This window comes from Streptomyces sp. NPDC051907 (genome assembly GCF_040681075.1).
Taxonomy (GTDB): domain Bacteria; phylum Actinomycetota; class Actinomycetes; order Streptomycetales; family Streptomycetaceae; genus Streptomyces.
This window is the reverse complement of record NZ_JBFAYB010000091.1, coordinates 1-18,606: the sequence shown is the minus strand read 5'-3', so window position 1 is coordinate 18,606 and position 18,606 is coordinate 1. Positions and strand designations below refer to the sequence as shown.

The following is an 18,606-nucleotide window of genomic DNA, read 5'->3' as shown; positions in this document are numbered from 1 at the left end:
GGAAGTCGTGTATGTGAATGAAAACAACGTCACGCTGACCAAGCCCGTGCATGCCTGGGACGACGAAGGGCGGGCTTTGGTGCTGCTGCGGAACCGGCTGATGTGCGCCGACGAGATGGCAGGGTTCAAGGAAGTCCGCGAGGCCAACCGGATCGTTGGGATTGCACCCGGTGGAGGATGGGTGATCACGTGGTTCGACAAGGGCGAAGGCTGGGAGTCCTCCCAGCCAGTTGTGGCGTGGGCAATCCGTGAGGACGGGTCCGCTGACGCCGTCGACACGGACTCGACGGGTGACGCGTGCGTCGTCTCAAATGTGGGCGGGGACCGGCGCTTCTCCCACCCCAATATGGAGTTCAAGAGCGCGCAGGGCGAGGAAGACGCTGGCAAGGAGTAGCAGCAGGCATCCAGTTGTTGTCCTGGTCTTTGTCCAGTGTGCTGACGGTCGCACCCGTTCGCCTCTGTACGCGCACCCCGTCTGGCCTGCCGACTGAACCTCCTTGAACGCCCCTGTACGGCCGCGCGGACAGTTGGAAAGCGTGTTGGGGGCAACCCCTCACGAGTTCGAATCTCGTATCCTCCGCCATTGCTCTCACCGGGCAATAGACGCGGGCCCCGACCAGTTCCGACTGGCCGGGGCCTTCGTCGTTCCCGGGCACACTGGCCTCCGCCCGGCCCGGGCGCATCATGCGCGGGTCCCCGGCCGCGCCGTACTCCCCGTCCCCCGCCGCCCCTTGCTGACCGTGGCGCGCCGCCCCTGTCAGGGGCTGACAGGGGTCCGCGGATCCTGTCAGCGCGCTGGCCGTCCCCTGTCAGGCACCCCCGGCATCGTCGTGTCCATCGAGAACGGCGAGCGGGTCCGAACGGGTCCGAAGGGGAGAAACCACATGTCGTACGCCATCCGGGCCGAGGGTCTGGTCAAACGCTATGGAGACTTCGTCGCACTGGACGGCGTCGACCTGGAAGTGCCGACCGGGAAGGTGATCGGGGTGCTCGGTCCGAACGGGGCCGGGAAGACCACCACCGTGCGGATCCTGTCCACACTGCTGCGGCCCGACGCCGGGCACGCCACCGTCGGCGGGCACGACGTGGTGCGGGACCCGGTGCGGGTGCGGCAGCTCATCGGGCTCACCGGGCAGTACGCCTCGGTCGACGAGACCCTGACCGGCACCGAGAACCTGGTGCTCATCGGGCGGCTGCTCGACATGTCCAAGCGCGCCGCCAAGGCGCGGGCCGCCCAGCTGCTCGAGCAGTTCTCGCTCACCGAGGCCGCGAGCAAGCCGATCAGCACCTTCTCCGGCGGTATGCGGCGCCGCCTCGACCTCGCGGCGAGCCTCGTCGGACGGCCGCAGGTGATCTACCTGGACGAGCCGACCACCGGCCTCGACCCGCACGCCCGCAACGAGGTGTGGGACGTGGTCCGGCAGCTGGTGAACGACGGCTCCACCGTGCTGCTCACCACGCAGTACCTGGAGGAGGCCGACCAACTCGCCGACTCCATCACCGTCGTCGACCGCGGCCGGGTGGTCGCCGAGGGCCGCCCCGGGGAGCTGAAGCGGCGGGTCGGCGGCCAGATCATGCAGGTGCGCCCGACGCTGACCGCCGATGTGGACCAGGTCGCCCAGATCCTGACCGAGCTCACCGGCGCCGTCCCCTCCCGCGAGCAGAACACCGGTCTGCTCGCCGTCCCCGCCGAAGACCCGCTGCTGGTGTCCGCCGTGGCCCGGCGGCTGGACGCGGCCGGCATCGCCGCCGACGAGCTGGGCCTGCGACTGCCCAGCCTGGACGAGGTCTTCCTCGCCCTCACCGGCCGCACCGCCGACGACCAGCAGAGCAACGGCAAGAAGACCACCGACACCGTCTCCGAGAGGACCGCGGCATGAGCGCCCAGACCATCACCCCCGCCCCCGCGGCCGTCCAGCACGCCTCGGCGTCCCCGCTCCGCCCCGGCTTCGGCCGGACCATGCGGCACAGCTTCGCCCTGGCCGGCCGCAACGTCACCAAGTTCTTCAAGACGCCGGTCGTCTTCGTCGACGTCGTCCTCACCCCGATCATCTTCCTGCTGATGTTCGTCTACCTCTTCGGCGGCGCCATCTCGGGCGGCGACAGCCACGCCTATCTGCAGTCGATCGCCCCCGGCATCATGGTGATGACCGTCTTCCAGGCCAGCGTCGCCATCGGCACCGCGCTCAACGCCGACGCCGGCACCGGGATGTTCGACCGGTTCCGCTCCATGCCGATCGCCCGCTCCAGCCCGCTGATCGGCGCCGTGCTGGCCGACGTCGTCCGGTACGTGGTGTGCCTCGGCACGCTGATCGCCCTCGCGCTGGTCATGGGCTACCGGATCACCACCGACCCGCTGTCCACCGTCGCCGCGATGGGCCTGCTGCTCGCCTTCGGATTCAGCTTCTCCTGGCTGTCGGTGTACATCGGCATGCTCGCCAAGACCCCCGGCACGGTCCAGGGGCTGATGACCGTCGTGATCCTGCCGATGACCTTCGCCAGCAACGTCGCCGTCAAGGCGGAGACCATGCCGGGCTGGCTGCAGGCCTGGTCGGACGTCAACCCGGTCAGCCTGATGGCCGACACGATGCGCGGTCTGCTCAACGGCGGCGAGGTCGCCGGCCCGCTGCTCGGCAGCGTCTGCTGGATGGCCGGTGTGATCGCGGTCTTCTTCCCCCTGGCGATGCGCGCCTACCGCAAGAACGCGGGCTGAACCAGCTTGCTCAGGAAGCGAGTCGAACCACCTCGCGCGGCACGCGCGTCTGATCTCCCTCGCTCAGGACGCGACCGGCTGGCCGACCTTCTCGGCCAGCCGGTTCAGCGCGTCCTGCCTCGGCAGTCCGGCCCCCTCGCGGTACGCCTCCCGGTAGCCCTCCTCGCCGAGCCGTACGACGAGCCGGTCGACCAGCTCCCGCAGCTCCGGCTCGCCCTCGTCGAAGGCCCCGCGGACGACCTCGCTCATGCCGAGCGCGACGGCCGCGCCCACGGGGTCGTCCTCCAGCGCCAGCAGCCCGCCGAGCAGCTCCGCGACCCAGGCGAGACCGGCCCCGGCGCCCTGGGCGAACAGCGCGGCGGCAGCCTGCGGCAGCAGCGCACGGGCCTCGGCCGCGTCCCCCTCCGCCAGCCGGTTCTCCATCCGGGTGCTCACGATCAGGTCCTCGGCGACCTCGACCGGGATGGCCCGCCGCCGCACCAGGGCCTCCAGCCGGTCGAGGACCCCGTTGGCCTGCCCGAGGTCGCCCGCCCGGCGGTGCAGATTGGCGAGGCCCACCAGGATGTTGGCCTCGAGCCGCCGGTGGCTGCGCTCCTTGGCCTGGCGGAGCGCGGACTCCAGGTCGCGCCGGGCGCCGTCCAGATCGCCGCTGCGCCGGCGCTCCCGCGCCAGTCTGGCCTTGCTGAGATAGAGGAAGTCCTCGGTGCCGAGCTCGGAGCTGAGCGCCACGGCCCGCTCGAACGTGGCGACGGCCGCCGCGTACTCGCCCCGCAGCGAATGGTCCCTGCCCACCGGCATCAGGCTCATCACCAGGCCCCAGCGGTCGCCCACCGCCTCGAAGCCGCGCAGCGCCTCCAGGCGGGAGAGGGCGCCGGTCCGCAGATCGCCCTGCTCGGTGAGGACGAAGTCGTACGCCAGATGGGCACTGGCCCGCACCCAGGGGTCCGGCGAGTCCATCGACCGCCGCAGCGCGCTGTCGGCGGACTCCGACTCCCCTTCGGAGAAGGCGAGCCGGGAGATCCGCAGCAGCATGCCCGCGGGATGGAACTCCCGCGCCCCCGCCGAGTCCACCTCGCTGACCAGCGAGTGCGCCCGGGGCAGCGCGTCGCCCGCGCCGAGCCTGCGCACATCGGCCAGCGCCGCCTCCAGCTGGGTGTTCATCCCTCGAACCCCCCAGTACCAGAACATCGCCTCGACGAACCGGGAGGCCAGGGCGCCGTCCCCGGCCTCCACGGCCGTCCGCAGCGCGAGGACCAGGTTGGCGTGCTCGGCGTCGAAGACCGCGATGGCGTCCAGCTGTTCGCCCGTACGGAGCCGGGGCTCGTGCTCCTCGGCCAGGGAGAGGCAGTACGCGGAGAAGGGAGCGGAGACGTCGTCCCCGGACGCGGTGAGCCGGGCGGCCGCGTAGGCGCGCACGGTCTCCAGCATCCGGTACCGCGGTTCGCCGTCGCTCGCTTCGGAGGCGGTGACCAGGGACTTCTCGATCAGTGCGTCCAGTACGTACAGCACGTCGCCGACCGGCAGAGCGGCATCCGCGCAGACCGCCTCCAGGGCGGCGATGGTGGCGCCGCCGGGGAACGCCGACAGCCTGCGGGCGAGCACCCGTTCCGGCTCGTCGAGCAGGTCCCAGCTCCACTCGACCACCGCGAGCAGCGTGCGCTGGCGCGGCAGGGCGGTCCGGCTGCCCGAGGTGAGCAGCCGGAAGCGGTCGTCGAGGCGGCGGGCGATCTGGTCCACGCTCATCGAGCGGAGCTTGGCCGCGGCCAGCTCCAGGGCGAGCGGCATCCCGTCGAGGCGCCAGCAGATCTCCACCACGGCGCCGACGGTGGAGTCGTCGATCGCGAAGCCGGGCCGGACGCTGGCGGCCCGGTCGGCGAAGAGGCGTACCGCGTCCGCCTGTTCGGCCACGGCGGGCTCCGGCGCTCCGGTGGGCACGGCGAGCGGGCCGAGGTGGCAGAGCGCCTCGCCGGTGATGGCGAGGGGCTCCCTGCTGCTGGCGAGGATCCTCAGCTGGGGGAGCCGCTCCAGGAGCCGGCCGGCGAGCTCGGCGGTCGCGTCGACGAGGTGCTCGCAGTTGTCGAGGACGAGGACCGCGTCGCCGATGTCGAGCAGCTCGGCCATCCGGTCGACCGGCGCGGTCTGCTGGGTCGGGCCCGCGTCGTACAGGCCGCCGTCCGTGGAGCCGATCGCGCCGAGGACGGCGTCGGCCAGCTGATCGGGCGCGCCCACGGAGGCCAGCGGCACGAACCACACGCGGCCGCGCTCGAAGGCCCGGTCCCGGGCGACCGCCTCGATGGACAGCCTGGTCTTGCCGGCGCCGCCGGGGCCGACGATGGTGACGAGCCGGGAGGCGGCGAGCAGCCCGGCGAGCTGCGACAGCTCGGTCTGCCGGCCGATGAAGCTGGTCAGCCGGGCCGGGAGCCGGCTCGCCGAGGTCTCGGTCCTGGCCGCGGGCCGCTCCAGCTCGCCGCGGAGCAAGGTCAGATGGATCTCCTGGAGTTCGGCGGAGGGGTCGACGCCGAGCTCGTCGCTCAGCCGCTCGCGTATCTCCTCGTACGTCGCCAACGCGTCCGACTGCCGTCCCGCCGCCCACAGCGCCCGCATCCGCAGCTCGGCGAGGCGCTCGCTGAGCGGGTGCGCGGCGCCGGCCGCACCGAGGTCGGCCAGCACCTCGGCGTGCCGGCCGAGCCGCAGCTCCGCGTCGAAGCGGTCCTCGGCGGCCGCGGCCCGCACCTCCTCGAGGCGCGCGGCGGCCGACCCGGCGAACGGGGCCTCCAGGACGTCGGCCAGCGCCGCGCCCTGCCACAGGGCGAGGGCCGCGCCGAGCGCCGAGGCCGCCTCGTCGAAGCGGCCTGCGGCGAGCTCCCGTCGGCCCTGCCCGGCCAGTTCCTCGAAGCGGTGGGCGTCGACGTCCTCGGCCTGCACGGAGAGCCGGTAGCCCCCGGCCGCGGACTCGATCGCTCCCGCCCCGCGCAAGGCCTTGCGCAGCCGGGACACCAGGGCCTGCAGCGCGTTGGCGGCGTCGGCGGGCGGGTCCTCGCCCCACAGCCCGTCGACCAGTCCGTCGACGGACACCGCGCGGCCCGCCTCCAGGGCGAGCCGGGCCAGGAGCATGCGCAGCCGAACGCCTCCGACAGCGATCGGCGACGCGTCGTCCGCGTACGCCTGAACCGAACCGAGCAGAACTATTCGCACCGCATGTCCCCCATTGCCACACCGACGTCTCGGGCCCCTTGGGCCCTCGCGGCCCCAGGGGGCCAACGCCGGTTCAGCATCACCTACTTGTCGTGCCCGGGTAAAGCCCTGACCAGGCACGCAGTGGGGAGGCGCCGGGGCGCCGGATCAGCTCTCCGAGGCCAAGGGGCCTGCGAGGCCGGTCTCGAGGAGGTCGAAGACGTACGCGGCCTCCGGGGCGAGGACGGCCGCGATCCGGTCGTTGGACTCCCCGGCGAGCGTGAGGTCCTGGATCCGCTGGAACAGCAGGCGGTGGGCGGCCGCGAGGAGGGCGGCGGCCGCGGCGGGGGCGATGGCTTGGGCGTCGGCGGGGGTGGGGGCGTCGGCGGGGGTGGGAGCCGCGTCCGCCAGCGCCGCGGCGAGGGCGGCCTCCCGCTGGTCGTGCAGGTCGCGCACGCGGGCGGTCAGGGTGGGGCTGTCGGCGATCATCCGGGAGAACTCCGGGCCCGCGAAGCCCGCGACGGGGCTGCGCTCCTGGAGGACGGTCTCGAACTCCCGCCGCAGCGCGGCGAGCGGCGACTCCCCCGGGGCCCGGTCGGCGACCGCGCGGGCCAGGGTCGTGGCGAACTCCTCCTGGTGGTCCAGGGCCAGATCCTCCTTGCGCGGGAAGTAGTTGGTGACCGTCTTCTTGGCGACCCGGGCCACGGCGGCGATCTCGGCGATGGTCGTCTGCTCGAAGCCCTGCTCCATGAAGAGCCTGGTGGCGTGGTCGGAGATCAGCTGCCTGGTCTCCTGCTTCTTGGACTCGCGGAGCCCCATGTTCTCGATACCCATGAGGGAATCTTACACCCGTAGCAAAAATACGCTTGACGCATCACATGCATCGTGCGTAAAGTTACGCCCGTTGTAAAAATAGCCCCGATAAACCCAAGGGAAGAAGCCGCGCATGCGAAAGCTCGACACCGCGAAGCTCGACACCGCCAGGCTCGACACCGTGAAGTCCGCCGCCGCGTATGGCGCCGGGACGGGCCCGGCCGCTCAGCCGCTGGTCCGCGAACTGCCGCGCACCGGCCCCCGTACGACGGCCGTACGCCCCCGGGTCCAGGCGCCGCGTCGCACCTACTGACCGCCGACCGCCGGTCGGCCCCCGCCGCATCACAGCGCCGACCCGTAGCCCCCGCACCGCCACAGCCGCCGCCCGTCACCCGCCAAGGAGCCGCCGTGAACGTCTCTGCCTCCACCCTCGCCCTGACCGTCGCCGACGTGGACGCGTCCCGCGAGTTCCTCACCGCCCACCTCGGCTACCAGGTGGCCACGGCCGCCGACGGCTTCGTCTCCCTGACCCGCGAGGACGCGGCCGTCGACATCGTGCTGCTCCGCCGGGGCATCGACGTCCTCCCGCCCGAGCAGCGCGACCAGCAGGCGGCCGGTCTGATCCTGGCGCTCACCGTCACCGACCTCGCGGCGGAGGAGGCCCGTCTGCGCGCGGAGGGCGCTCCCATCACCATGCCCCTGCGCGAAGAGCCCTGGGGCGAGCACCTCTTCCAGATGACCGACCCCAACGGCGTCGTCGTCCAGCTCGTCGAATGGGTCGCCCCGACGGCCCCCGACAGCTCTGCCGGCTCCGCCGGCTCCGACAACTCCGCCAGCTCCGCCGGCGTCTTCTGGGCCGAGTAGCCTGCCCGGCACGACGAGGCGGCGACGAAGGCCCCGACCCGGGAATCCGCCAACCCGGTCGGGGCCCTCGCCGCGCGGTCCGCCGCTACTTCGCGAGCCTCGCCAGGATCCACTCCACGAGCGGCGCCGACACCGAGCCGTGCTCCGTGTTCTCGCCGTCGCACGCGAAGTCGTGCAGCGCGAACCGGCCCGGGCTCAACGCCTCCAGACGCGCGTACAGGTCGGACGGCCAGCCGTGCTCGTCGGCGTCCAGCGCGACCGCGCTCGACGACGGCACGAAGCAGCTCCTGCGGTACGCCTCCGCGATCGGGGTCTGGAGCGCCTCCGCCAGCAGCCCGAACGTCTTGAGCGTGCCGCCGGGCGCTCCGTCGAACGGCGGCACGCCGCTGGTGAAGCTCCGCACCTGGTTCCCGCCGGCCGCCATATGGCCGACCTCCATCCGCCGGCCCCGGTCCGGCTGGATCACGGCCGCCGCGCTCGCCACGCCCGGCCACTCCCACTCGAACGCCGTGCGCCCCGGCGTCAGTTCGCGCCCCAGTCCGTCGCCCGTGCCGTTGGCCACGCCCAGCTTCAGCGGGCGGCTCGGGAAGCCGCCGACGTCCCGGAGGTCGGCGAGCAGCTGCCTCCGCAGCGGGCTGGCCGTGGCGAGGGGGCCGGAGTACTCGGCGCTCTCCGCCCAGCCCCAGAGCAGCTGCTGGGCCGCCGCGCTCCGCAGCAGCTGGGACTGGCGCGCCCCGCCCTCCGGGGGCTGGAGCACCGCGTCGAAGAAATGCGCCAGCTGCTGGAGGATCAGCGGGGTCCACGCGCCGTTGTGCGGGGTGTCGTACGACAGATACGTCTCGGTCTGGTGGTCGACGCCGACGGACTCCAGCTCCGCCAGCGCGTACCGCGTGATCAGCCCGCCCGTGCTGACGCCGCCGACGATCAGGGGGCGGGCGCCGCGGCGCTCGTCCTTGGCCCGCTCGATGCAGGAGATCGCCACGCCCGCGTTGGCCTGGACGTAGGTGTGGCGGGCGTCGAAGCCCAGCAGGATCACGTCGACGCCCATGCCGAGCAGCTGGTCCAGAAAGCGCTGACCGGAATCTCCGTACGGCCTGTTGAAGTGGTCCCACAGGGCGGGCAGATCGCTGCGGCCGTGGCCGAACCCGTCCGCGAAGATCATCGGCCGGGTGAGGGCGGTGTGCGACGGGCTCAGATACACCGCCGCGCGTCCGGTCGCGAAGCGGCCCAGGTACGGCCGGGATCCGGTCAGCTCCCACTCCGCGTCCGGCCGGCGAGGCGGCTCGCCGGACCCCCGTAACGGCATCCCTAACCACGGTCCCTTGGGCAGCTTGCCGCACAGCTCCGCGGACTGGGCCGTGTTGAGCGCGGTCCCGCCCGCCCAGGGGCCCGGCTCGACGTCGATCCTGGGTTCCTCCTGCTGGGCCCGTCCGTGTGCCTGTGCCTTTGCCTGTGCCACGTCACTGCCTCCTGGTGGGTCAGCGTTCCAGCGCTCGCAGGTCCTGCCCCTGGTTCCAGCGCTCGCAGGTCCTACCCCCGGGCGCCGGGCCGCACGCTGCTCCGCCGGCGCGCCGGACGGGCGCGGCGAGCGGTCTGACCGAAACCGGATGACCGCACGTCACGGCCGTGGCGGCGGCGGTCGCCGGGCGCTGCGGCTTTGCCGCGGGGGGCATACGGCGGGGAGCGTCCCGGATCGTGCGAACGCCTCGACGATGGCGGAATGACCCGTACGCATCACCGTCCACAGGGACTCTGCATCCGGGCGGGTCCCGTCCGCCGCCGGCGCGGTCCCGCCCCCGCCTCGTCAGTCGCCGAGGATCTCCAGGTCGAGCGCGGCCAGCCGCTCGGGGTCGGCGAGGAGCTCGATCGCGGTGATCTGTCCATGGGCGACGGTGAACGCGAGGACGGCCCGCGGCTCTGCGCCCGGCGCCCAGACCAGTCCGGGCGCGCCCTCGACCAGGGCGGGCCGGGCGGCCTGGGCGCGGCCCGCGAACGCCTCGGCCACCGCCGCCGCGCCCCGCGCGTCCCCCGCCCCGGCCAGCACGGCCGCGCTGTCGACGCGCAGGACGACGCCCGGGGCGAGCAGGGCGAGCAGCGCCGGGACGTCGCCGCCGCGCGAGGCCGCGAGGAACGCCTCGACGACCGCCCGCTGCACGGTCACATCGGTCTCGCGGTCCGGCACGGCGCCCCGCACGCGCCGCCGGGCGCGGTCGGCGAGCTGCCGGGCCTCGGCGGGGGAGCACTCCGCGATGGGCGCGATCTCGTCGAAGGGCACGGCGAACATGTCGTGCAGGACGAAGGCCAGCCGCTCGGCGGGCGAGAGCGTGTCCAGTACGACGAGGAGGGCGAGCCCCACGGAGTCGGCGAGCATCGCCTCCCGCTCGGGGTCGGTCGGGGCCAACGGGTGCGGGGCGCCGCGCGGGGCGGCGGCTGCGTCGGCTTCGTCGTCGAACGGGGCCTCGCGTCGGGTCCCGCGCGAGCGCAGCACCTCGAGGCATACGCGCGCGACGACCGCGGTGAGCCGGCCGCCGATGTCCTCGACGTGGTCGGCGCCGACCCGGCCGGCCCGCAGCCAGGCCTCCCGTACGGCGTCCTCGGCCTCGCCGGCCGAGCCGAGCATCCGGTAGGCCACGGACCGCAGATGGGCGCGGTGGGCCTCGAAGCGCTCCTCGAGGACCTGTTCGTCGTCCACGGCTGCTCGTCTCCGTTCGCCGGGTCACGTGCCTGAGCCATGACGCCCAGCGGAGGCGACGGGAGACGGAGACCGGAGACCGGAGACCGGAGACCGAGCGGAGCCGACCCGCCCTCCAGGGGCTAGCCGCCGCCCGCCGGCGCGATGTTCTGGTTCCCGCGGAAGAAGTTCTTCGGGTCGTACTTCCGCTTGATGTCCGCCAGCCGGTCGTAGTGGTCGCTGTACGTCGCCCGCACCCTGTCCTGGCCCTCCCCCGCTCCGAGGAAGTTCACATACGAGCCGCCCATGGAGTACGGGTGCAGCTCCTCCCAGTAGTCCACGGCCCACTGCCTGATCAGCTCGGCGTTCGACGGGTCGGGGTCGATGCCGGCGATCACTCCGGACCAGACCGCGTCGCGGTAGGCCCACGCCGTCTCGTCCTTGCCGACCCTGCCCGCCGCTCCGTCGACGGGGTAGAGGTGCATGGTCGACAGGTCGGTCGGGATGTTCTCGCCGTACTTGAGGTGCACGTCCACGGCCTCGTCGGTGATCCGGTCGAAGAAGTCACCGCGCCAGTACCACTGCAGCCCCTTGGGGATCAGCTCGTCGAACATGGACTGCAGCGCGGGGTACGGCATGGGGGCCGTGAAGTGGAAGGCCGGCAGGCCCGGCTCGTTCACCGGGGCGAGGACCTCGCCGAGCGCCGCCAGGTCGCCCGTCCAGCACCACACCACGCCGCACATCTTCTGCCCGTGGATCTCCTCGGGGAAGGGCGGGCCCGGCGGCACGACCAGCGTGGCGTAGAAGCCGTTCAGCTCCACCGGGGCGGCCGGCAGGAACTCGCGGTACCAGCGCAGCACTTCGCGCGTGGCGTCGACCGGCCAGACGGTGACGGCGACGCCCACGGTGTGGACCGGGTGCATTCGCAGGGTGAAGGAGGTGACCACGCCGAAGTTCCCGCCGCCGCCCCGCAGCGCCCAGAACAGGTCCTGGTTCTCCGACTCGCTCGCCGTGACGAACCCGCCGTCGGCGAGCACGACGTCCGCGGACAGCAGGTTGTCCGCGGTCAGGCCGAACCGGCGGGTGAGGTGGCCGTGGCCGCCGCCCAGGGTCAGGCCTCCGACGCCCGTCGTCGACATGATGCCGGCGGGCGTGGCCAGGCCGAATCCGTGGGCCGCGTGGTCGAGGTCGCGGAGCTGGGCGCCGCCGCCGACCATGGCGGTACGGGCCGTGGGGTCCACGCGCACCCAGCGCATGGGCGACAGATCGATCGTGACCCCGTCGTCCAGCAGGCCGAGGGCGGGGCCGCTGTGGCCGCCGCCGCACACGCCGATGTCGAGGCCGTAGTCGCGTACGAGATCGACCGCGGCCATCACATCGGCCGCGTCCGCGCACTGCACGATCGCGGCCGGGCGGCGATCGATCATCGCGTTGTAGACCTTGCGGGTCTCGTTGTACTCCGAGTCTTCGGGGCCGATGACCGGACCGCGCAGCGTGGTCCGCATCGCCTCCAGCGTCGAGCCGTCCATGGCGATCTCCTGACAGGGGTCACTTCCAGCGTCCCGCCGTGCGCCGGGGCCCGCAATCGGGGTGCCGGGGGCCCGGCACAGGAGCACCATGGACGTCATGGACACCGGCGTCGACGGCCTCGGCGATGTCAGCGCGCCGGGTCGCGTCGCGGCCCTCGGCGAGGGCATCAGCCTGGAGGAACTCGCGCTCGCGGCCCGCAACCACGGGCTGCCGCTGGAGGCTCTGCGCTACGACCTGACCCCCGTCGGCCTGCACTACGTGCTCGTCCACTACGACATCCCCGCAGCCGACCCCGACGCATGGCGGCTGACCGTGCGCGGCCGGGTGGGCACTGAGCTGACCCTGGACCTGCGCGCGCTGCGGTCGTACCCCGCGATCGTCCACCGCGTGACCATGGAGTGCGCGGGCAACGGCCGGGCCCGGCTGACGCCCCGCCCGGTGAGCCAGCCCTGGCTGGTCGAGGCCGTGGGCACCGCCGAGTGGACCGGCGTGCCGCTGCGCTGGCTCCTCGCCGAGGCGGGGGTGGCGGGCGACGCCGTCGAGACGGTGTTCACCGGGGCGGACCACGGCCTGGAGCGGGGCGTCGAGCAGGACTACCAGCGCAGTCTGCCGTTGGCGGTGGCCATGGGGCAGGATCCCGAGGTCCTCGTGGCGTACGAGATGAACGGCCGGCCGCTGCCCCCGCAGCACGGCTTCCCGCTCCGGCTGGTCGTCCCCGGGTGGTACGGCATGGCGCATGTGAAGTGGCTGCGCGACATCGAGGTCGTCGACGCGCCCTTCGCCGGCTTCCAGCAGCATGTCGCCTACCGCGTGCGGCAGTCGGCCGACGAGCCCGGCGAGCCGGTCACCAGGATCGCGCCGCGCGCCCTGATGATCCCGCCCGGCTTCCCGGAGTTCATGTCCCGCGCCCGCGTGGTGCGCCCGGGGCGCGTACGCCTGGAGGGCCGCGCCTGGTCGGGCCACGCGCCGGTGACCGACGTCGAGGTGAGCACCGGCGACGACTGGCGCCCGGCCGAGCTGGCGGCGACCGACGGTCACGAGTGGGCGTGGCGACGCTGGGAGGCGTACTGGGACGCCGAGCCGGGCCATCACGTGCTCGGCGCCCGGGCGCGAGACGCCGACGGCAACGAACAGCCGCTCGAACAGCCATGGAACCGCGGCGGGTTCGCCAACAACCTGGTGCAAAGGGTGAGCGTGTGGTGCCTGCCGGAGACGCGGTCTTCGCCTGCCGGCGCGGGGGGTAGGGGGCGGGGCTAGCGGGGCGCGGTAAGGGGCTCGGCTGGGACCTCGGTGAGGTCGGCCGGCAGCTCGGGGAGCCTCTGCTAGGACTCGGCCTCCGGACCCGGCCAGGTCATGCCGCCCGCAACCTCCGCTAGGAGCTGGACCGCGCCCGGCCCGGAGCCCGGCCAGGTCGGCTGACAGCTGGGGGACCTGGGCGATGTCAGCCAGAAGCCGGGCCACGGTTCCTTGCATGGCCCGGACCTGGCCAGGCCAGGTCAGGCCACCCGGAGCCTCCGCCGGGAGCTGGACCGCGCCCGGCCCGGACGCGGCTAGGCCGCTCGGGGCTCGGCCCGGAGCCGCCTGGACCCCGCCAGGCCGCCCGGAGTTCCGCTTGAGCCCGACCAGGCCGGCCAGCAGCTCGGCACCCGAGCCAGGCCAGTCGGAAGCTCGGCCACATCGCCCACGCCCGGGCCGGACGCGGCCAGACCGCCTGGGGCTCGGCTGGGAGCCCGACCAGGTCGGCCAGCAGCTCGGGGACCCCGGCCAAGCCAGCAGCTCGGGGTCCCGAGCCAGGTAGCCGCAAGGTCCGCCACGGTGCCCGTACTCGGTCCGGATCCGCCAGGCCGTCCGGAGTTCCGCCAGGAGCCAGGCCCCGCGCCTGGCCCGGACCCGCCAGGTCGCCCAGCACCTCGCTGACCCCGGCCGCGTCAGCCAGGAGTGCCCGAGCTCGGGCCCGCGCTCGGCAGGACCACCTCCGCTGTCGTCGTCAGCGTCGTGCCGTCGAGGAATCTGAGCACGAACTCCACCTTCTCGCCCAGCCGCCACCGCGGCGGGTCCTCGATCATCACGTCCGCCACCGACGGGGACATCTTCACGTCCGATCCCGCCGGGATCGTCAGGGACGGGATCGCCTTCATCCGGCCCGCCCCGTCCGTCTCGACGTCCCGCGACAGCATCATCGTGGAGCCCCCGAGCCCGGGCGACGAGACCGAGGTCAAGGTGGCGTCCGTGCCGCCGGTGTTGCGGAGGTCCAGGTACGCCACCGTGTCCCGGGCCTCCAGGGGCTGGACGACGCGGGCGCGGGTGACCGTGACCTCGGCAGGGGGCGCTCCGGCCGCGCCGCTGCGGACGTAGGCGAAGAGCAGCGCCAGCGTCACCGCGCAGGCGCCCGCGGGCACCAGGATGGCCGCGGCCCGTGCCGACAGAGGGTTCATCGCAGGACTCCCGTCCGCCGCAGGTCCCGTTCCCCGGCCGCGCTCCGGCTCCCGCCCCGGGCCCGGCCGCCCGGCCGGTCCGGCGTCCGCAGCCGCAGGCTGTTGCCGACGACCAGGACCGAGCTCGCCGACATGGCCAGCGCGGCGAACATCGGGTTCAGCCACCCCGTCGCCGCCAGCGGCACGGTGACCACGTTGTAGCCGAACGCCCAGACGAGGTTCGCCCGGATCACCGCGAGCGTGCGCCGGGTCAGCAGCACCGCCTCGACGACCGCGGCCATGTCCTCCCGTACGAGAGTGACGTCCGCCGCCCCGATCGCCGCGTCCGTGCCGCTGCCCATCGCGATGCCGAGGTCGGCCGCGGCGAGGGCGGCCGCGTCGTTCACGCCGTCGCCGATGACGGCGACATGGCGTCCCTCCGCCCGCAGTTCGGCCACCAGCTCCGACTTGCCCTGTGGGGCGACGCTCGCGTGCACGGTGGCGATGCCCAGGTCGCGCGCCACCGCCCGCGCTGCGGCCGGCCCGTCGCCGGTCACCAGGATCGGCTCGATGCCCAGGCGCTTGAGCTTGGTCACCGCGGCGCCGCTGGAGGGCCGCAGCGTGTCTCCGACGGCCAGCAGGGCGACCGGCTGGGCGTCGAGCTCGACGACGACGGCCGTGTGCGCGGCCGACTCGGCCTTCAGCAGCGCGCTGGCCAGCGCGTCCGGCAGCGGGACGGCGACGCGTGGGCTGCGTACGCACACATGCCGTCCCTCCACGGTCCCCTGCACGCCCTCGCCCTGCACCGCCCGGAAGCCGCTCACCTCGGGCAGGGTCGCGACTCCGTGCTCCGCGCGGGCCGCGGCCGCCACGGCCCGGCCGATGGGGTGCTCGGAGCCGTACTCCACCGCCGCCGCCAGCCGCAGCACCGTCGCCGCGTCGGGGCCGTCCGGCGTCACGGTGGTCGCGGCGACCGTCATCCGGCCGGTGGTGAGCGTGCCCGTCTTGTCGAAGACCGCCGTGTCCACCCGCCGCAGCCGCTCCAGCGCGCCGGGGTCCTTGATCAGTACGCCGAGCTGCGCGCCGCGCCCGGTGGCCGCCAGGAACGCGGTGGGCGTGGCCAGGCCGAGGGCGCACGGGCAGGCCACCACCAGGACGGCGACCGCCGCGGTGACGGCCGCCTCCGGGTCCGCGCCCGCGCCGAGCCAGAAGCCGAGCACGCACGCCGCGACCGTCACGATGGCCGGCACGAAGACGCCCGCGATGGCGTCGGCGAGGCGCTGGATGCGCGCCTTGCCCGCCTGGGCGTCCGTGACGAGCTGGGTGATGCGGGCGAGCTGGGTGTCCGCGCCGACGGCGGTCGCGCGGACGACGAGCAGCCCGCCGGAGTTGACCGCGGCGCCGACGACGGGGAAGCCGGGGCCGACCTCCACCGGCGTCGACTCGCCGGTGACCAGGGAGAGGTCGAGGGCCGAGCTGCCCTCGACGACCACGCCGTCGGTGGCGACCTTCTCGCCTGGCCGGACCATGAACTCCTGCCCGGTACGCAGCCGGGAGACGGGTATCCGGCGGCCGTCCGCCCGCAGCTCCACCTCCTTGGCCCCCAGTTCGGCCAGCGCGCGGAGCGCCGATCCGGTGCCGTGCTTGGCGCGCGCCTCCAGATGGCGCCCGGCGAGCACGAAGAGGGGGACGCCGACGGCGGCCTCCAGATACAGATGCGCGGCGCCTCCCTCCGCGCTGGGCAGCCAGCTGAACGGCATCCGCATGCCGGGGTCGCCCGCGCCGCCGAAGTAGAGGGCGTACACGGACCAGAGGAAGGACGCGACGACGCCGAGCGAGACGAGGGTGTCCATGGTGGCGGTGGCGTGGCGCAGGCCCGCGAGCGCACGGGCGTGGAAGGGCTGGGAGCTCCAGACGACGACCGGTGCGGCGAGGGTGAAGCAGAGCCACTGCCAGTAGTCGAACTGCAGGGCGGGGACCATGGACAGGACGACGACCGGAACGGCGAGCACCGCAGTGAGGACGAGCCGGTCGCGGTCCGCGCGGGAGCCGTCCCCGCCGGTACCGTCCGCGCCGGAGCCTTCCGCGCCTGAGCCTTCGCCGTCGCCCTCCCCGTCGTCCGCGTCCGGATCGGGCTCGCGGGCGGGCAACTCGGCGGTGTACCCGGCCCGTTCCACGGTCGCGATCAGCTCGTCCGTCGACACCTCGGGCGGATGGGCGATCCGCGCCATGCCGGTGGCCAGGTTGACGGTGGCGCTCACGCCCTCGACCCGGTTGAGCTTCTTCTCCACCCGGTTCACACAGGCGGCGCAGGTCATGCCGCCGATCAGCAGGTCGGTCGTGGGGAGTTCGGCGGTCGGCAGGTCGTTCACCGGACCACCACCCGTATCCCCTGCGTCGAGCGCATCCCGTGGTCCATCCCCGGCATGTCGTCCATCTCGCCGGGGCCGGAGCGTCCAGGCTCCTCCACGCGGTGCAGCCCCGGCGCCACCGGGCCGGCCACACGTCCCACCGCGTACGAGACGGCCGCCAGCGCGAGCACCAGGAGCACGAACCCCACCAGAGCCGGGGGGACGGGTATCCCTGTAGTCCTCATGGATCAATACCGTACGGGGGTATCAACTGCCCTCGCATCCCCCGTAGTTGTGAGAAAGACCGGGGCGCCCCTCGGGAACCCATGATGCCTCCGCCCCGACTGCCCAGCCGCCCCACTCCCGGCCCCGCCGAGCCCGGACACCGTACCGGTGCAAGACCGCGAAGGCGGCCCTGAACTGGGCTTCCGTACGCGACGCCGACGCCGGCCGCCCCTCCTCGCCGCCCCCGGCGGCACGCGCGGAGCACCGCGGCGGCTCCGCCCGCGCCCCAGCGGCTCTCGAGGACGGCGGCCGTCCGGCGCCGGCCGACGGCCGGTCTCAGATGCCGAGCCTGGCGGCGATCCCCTCCAGCACGGCCTCCAGCCCGCTGTCGAACTGCCACTGCGGGTCGTCCTTGCGGGTCGCCTCGACCAGATACCGCTGGAAGTGCGGATAGCGGCCGGTGCCCATGAGCCATGTCATCTGCGGCGCCAGGCCGGACCGGGCGTCGTGGCCGTCCTCCCAGCCCTCGCCCTCGAGCAGCTGGCGCCAGGCGATCTCGGCGTGCGCGGTGCCGGTCGCGTACGCAGCGACCGTGCGGAAGACCGCCATGGTCGTGTCGGCGTCGAGGCCGAGGCCGTCGAGCGCGGCGAGCGCCCGGTCGGAGACGGCCATCCGGTTCGGGGTGAGGGCGAGCACGGCCTGCGGCGAGGAGAGCCGCCCGAGCCAGGGGTGGCGGAGCATCAGGGCGCGGGTGCCCACGGCCAGCGCGCGCATGGCGTCGCGCCAGCCTCCGCCCTCCTCGGGCATCTCCAGCTCGCCGTAGACCCGGTCGACCATCAGCTGGAGCAGGTCCTCCTTGCCGGAGACATAGCGGTACGCGGCCATGGGCGCGACGCCGAGCGCGGTGGCGAGCCGTCGCATGGTGACGGCGTCGAGGCCCTCGGCGTCCGCGAGGGCGACCGCCTCCTCGGCGATCCGCTCCGGGGAGAGCGACGCACGGGGTGCGGGCGCGGGGCGGGACAGCCGCTCCCACAGGGACTCGCCGGCCTTCTTCTGCTGGGTCATGCGTACATCGTATCCCCAGTAGACAACGTACACAGCTGTGTGTACGTTGTATCCGCAGCGAATACGACGTACACAACAGGGGGACTTCCCATGGCCCAGAGCCCGTTGCACATCGCGCTGATCGTCGGCAGCACCCGGGAGGGGCGCTTCGGCCCCGTCGTCGCCCAGTGGGCGCTCGACCACGTCGAGCAGCGCGACGACATGACCGCCGACCTCGTCGACCTGGCGGCCACGCCCCTGCCCACCGTCTTCCCGGCCTTCGGGCAGCCGCCGGCCGCGGGCGTCGAGGAGCTGCTGGGCGCCGTCTCGCCCCGGCTGGCCGCGGCGGACGCCTTCGTCGTGGTGACGCCCGAGTACAACCACAGCTTCCCGGCCTCGCTGAAGAACGCGATCGACTGGCACAACAAGGAGTGGCACGCCAAGCCGGTCGGCTTCGTCTCGTACGGCGGGGTCTCCGGCGGTCTGCGCGCGGTCGAGCAGCTGCGCCTGGTCTTCGCCGAGCTGAACGCGACCACGATCCGCGAGAGCGTCTGCTTCCCGGGCGGCTGGTCGAAGTTCGACGCCGACGGCAAGACGACGGACCCGGCGAGCGACGCGGCGGCCAAGACGATGCTGGACCAGCTCGCCTGGTGGGCACACGCGCTGCGGGACGCCAAGGCCACGCGTCCGTACGCCGCGTGAGCGCCGGGGAAGCGGGGCACTGGGTGAAGGGGGACGCGGCGAGGGACGGGGTCGCGCGCTTCGCGGGCCGGGCGAGGGACGGGGAGGCGATCCGCGCGGACACGG

General features: G+C 73.6%; 16 protein-coding genes. 7 read left to right on the top strand and 9 right to left on the bottom strand.

Features of this window, described 5'->3' with window-relative positions; all coding sequences use genetic code 11:
• Window positions 1-13: 13 nt before the first annotated feature.
• From AB0M39_RS33100 to AB0M39_RS33090, 3 genes are all read left to right on the top strand, one after another.
• Complete coding sequence (locus AB0M39_RS33100; RefSeq protein ID WP_365370324.1) at window positions 14-394, top strand: hypothetical protein; 381 nt, start codon at window positions 14-16, stop codon at window positions 392-394.
• A gap of 490 nt (window positions 395-884) precedes the next feature.
• On the top strand, window positions 885-1,880 hold the full coding sequence (locus tag AB0M39_RS33095) for an ATP-binding cassette domain-containing protein (RefSeq protein WP_365370322.1): 996 nt from the start codon (window positions 885-887) through the stop codon (window positions 1,878-1,880).
• Window positions 1,877-2,713, top strand: a complete 837-nt coding sequence (locus tag AB0M39_RS33090) for an ABC transporter permease (RefSeq protein ID WP_365370320.1) — start codon at window positions 1,877-1,879, stop codon at window positions 2,711-2,713. The genes AB0M39_RS33095 and AB0M39_RS33090 overlap by 4 nt, the downstream gene beginning before the upstream one ends.
• Window positions 2,714-2,776: 63 nt before the next feature.
• On the opposite strand, the gene AB0M39_RS33085 is transcribed toward AB0M39_RS33090, so the two are convergent.
• A complete protein-coding gene (locus AB0M39_RS33085; RefSeq protein ID WP_365370318.1) occupies window positions 2,777-5,908 on the bottom strand; it encodes a BTAD domain-containing putative transcriptional regulator in 3,132 nt (1,043 codons plus the stop codon).
• Between the two features lie 147 nt (window positions 5,909-6,055).
• Complete coding sequence (locus tag AB0M39_RS33080; RefSeq protein ID WP_365370316.1) at window positions 6,056-6,721, bottom strand: TetR/AcrR family transcriptional regulator; 666 nt, start codon at window positions 6,719-6,721, stop codon at window positions 6,056-6,058.
• 112 nt (window positions 6,722-6,833) lie between these two features.
• On the opposite strand from AB0M39_RS33080, the gene AB0M39_RS33075 reads away from it, so the two are divergent.
• Window positions 6,834-7,013 (top strand): hypothetical protein, encoded by a 180-nt coding sequence (locus AB0M39_RS33075; protein ID WP_365370314.1) that lies wholly within the window; start codon window positions 6,834-6,836, stop codon window positions 7,011-7,013.
• Between the two features lie 95 nt (window positions 7,014-7,108).
• On the top strand, window positions 7,109-7,564 hold the full coding sequence (locus AB0M39_RS33070; protein WP_365370312.1) for a VOC family protein: 456 nt from the start codon (window positions 7,109-7,111) through the stop codon (window positions 7,562-7,564).
• An 85-nt stretch (window positions 7,565-7,649) separates the two neighbouring features.
• Here the strand turns inward: AB0M39_RS33070 and AB0M39_RS33065 are convergent, their stop codons facing one another.
• The 3 genes from AB0M39_RS33065 to AB0M39_RS33055 all read right to left on the bottom strand — a co-directional run bounded on the left by AB0M39_RS33065 (window position 7,650) and on the right by AB0M39_RS33055 (window position 11,764).
• On the bottom strand, window positions 7,650-9,023 hold the full coding sequence (locus AB0M39_RS33065) for a hypothetical protein (protein WP_365370310.1): 1,374 nt from the start codon (window positions 9,021-9,023) through the stop codon (window positions 7,650-7,652).
• 345 nt (window positions 9,024-9,368) lie between these two features.
• Window positions 9,369-10,256, bottom strand: coding sequence for a sigma factor (locus tag AB0M39_RS33060; protein WP_365370308.1), 888 nt, complete (start codon window positions 10,254-10,256; stop codon window positions 9,369-9,371).
• 122 nt (window positions 10,257-10,378) lie between these two features.
• A complete protein-coding gene (locus tag AB0M39_RS33055) occupies window positions 10,379-11,764 on the bottom strand; it encodes an FAD-binding oxidoreductase (RefSeq protein WP_365370306.1) in 1,386 nt (461 codons plus the stop codon).
• 97 nt (window positions 11,765-11,861) lie between these two features.
• Here AB0M39_RS33055 and AB0M39_RS33050 point away from each other — a divergent pair, with 97 nt between their 5' ends.
• Window positions 11,862-13,022: a sulfite oxidase gene (locus tag AB0M39_RS33050; protein WP_365370356.1), complete on the top strand. Its 1,161-nt coding sequence runs from the start codon at window positions 11,862-11,864 to the stop codon at window positions 13,020-13,022.
• 671 nt (window positions 13,023-13,693) lie between these two features.
• On the opposite strand, the gene AB0M39_RS33045 is transcribed toward AB0M39_RS33050, so the two are convergent.
• The 4 genes from AB0M39_RS33045 to AB0M39_RS33030 form a co-directional block, all read right to left on the bottom strand.
• Window positions 13,694-14,200 carry a copper chaperone PCu(A)C gene (locus AB0M39_RS33045; protein ID WP_365370304.1) on the bottom strand — a complete coding sequence of 169 codons (507 nt, stop codon included), beginning with the start codon at window positions 14,198-14,200 and terminating at the stop codon, window positions 13,694-13,696.
• Entirely contained in the window at window positions 14,197-16,497 is a 2,301-nt protein-coding gene (locus tag AB0M39_RS33040; protein WP_365370354.1) for a heavy metal translocating P-type ATPase, read from the bottom strand. The genes AB0M39_RS33045 and AB0M39_RS33040 overlap by 4 nt, the downstream gene beginning before the upstream one ends.
• A 50-nt stretch (window positions 16,498-16,547) precedes the next feature.
• On the bottom strand, window positions 16,548-16,775 hold the full coding sequence (locus AB0M39_RS33035) for a hypothetical protein (protein WP_365370302.1): 228 nt from the start codon (window positions 16,773-16,775) through the stop codon (window positions 16,548-16,550).
• A gap of 316 nt (window positions 16,776-17,091) precedes the next feature.
• Window positions 17,092-17,820, bottom strand: a complete 729-nt coding sequence (locus tag AB0M39_RS33030; protein ID WP_365370300.1) for a TetR/AcrR family transcriptional regulator — start codon at window positions 17,818-17,820, stop codon at window positions 17,092-17,094.
• A 90-nt stretch (window positions 17,821-17,910) separates the two neighbouring features.
• On the opposite strand from AB0M39_RS33030, the gene AB0M39_RS33025 reads away from it, so the two are divergent.
• Window positions 17,911-18,501 (top strand): NAD(P)H-dependent oxidoreductase, encoded by a 591-nt coding sequence (locus AB0M39_RS33025; RefSeq protein WP_365370298.1) that lies wholly within the window; start codon window positions 17,911-17,913, stop codon window positions 18,499-18,501.
• Window positions 18,502-18,606: the final 105 nt, after the last annotated feature.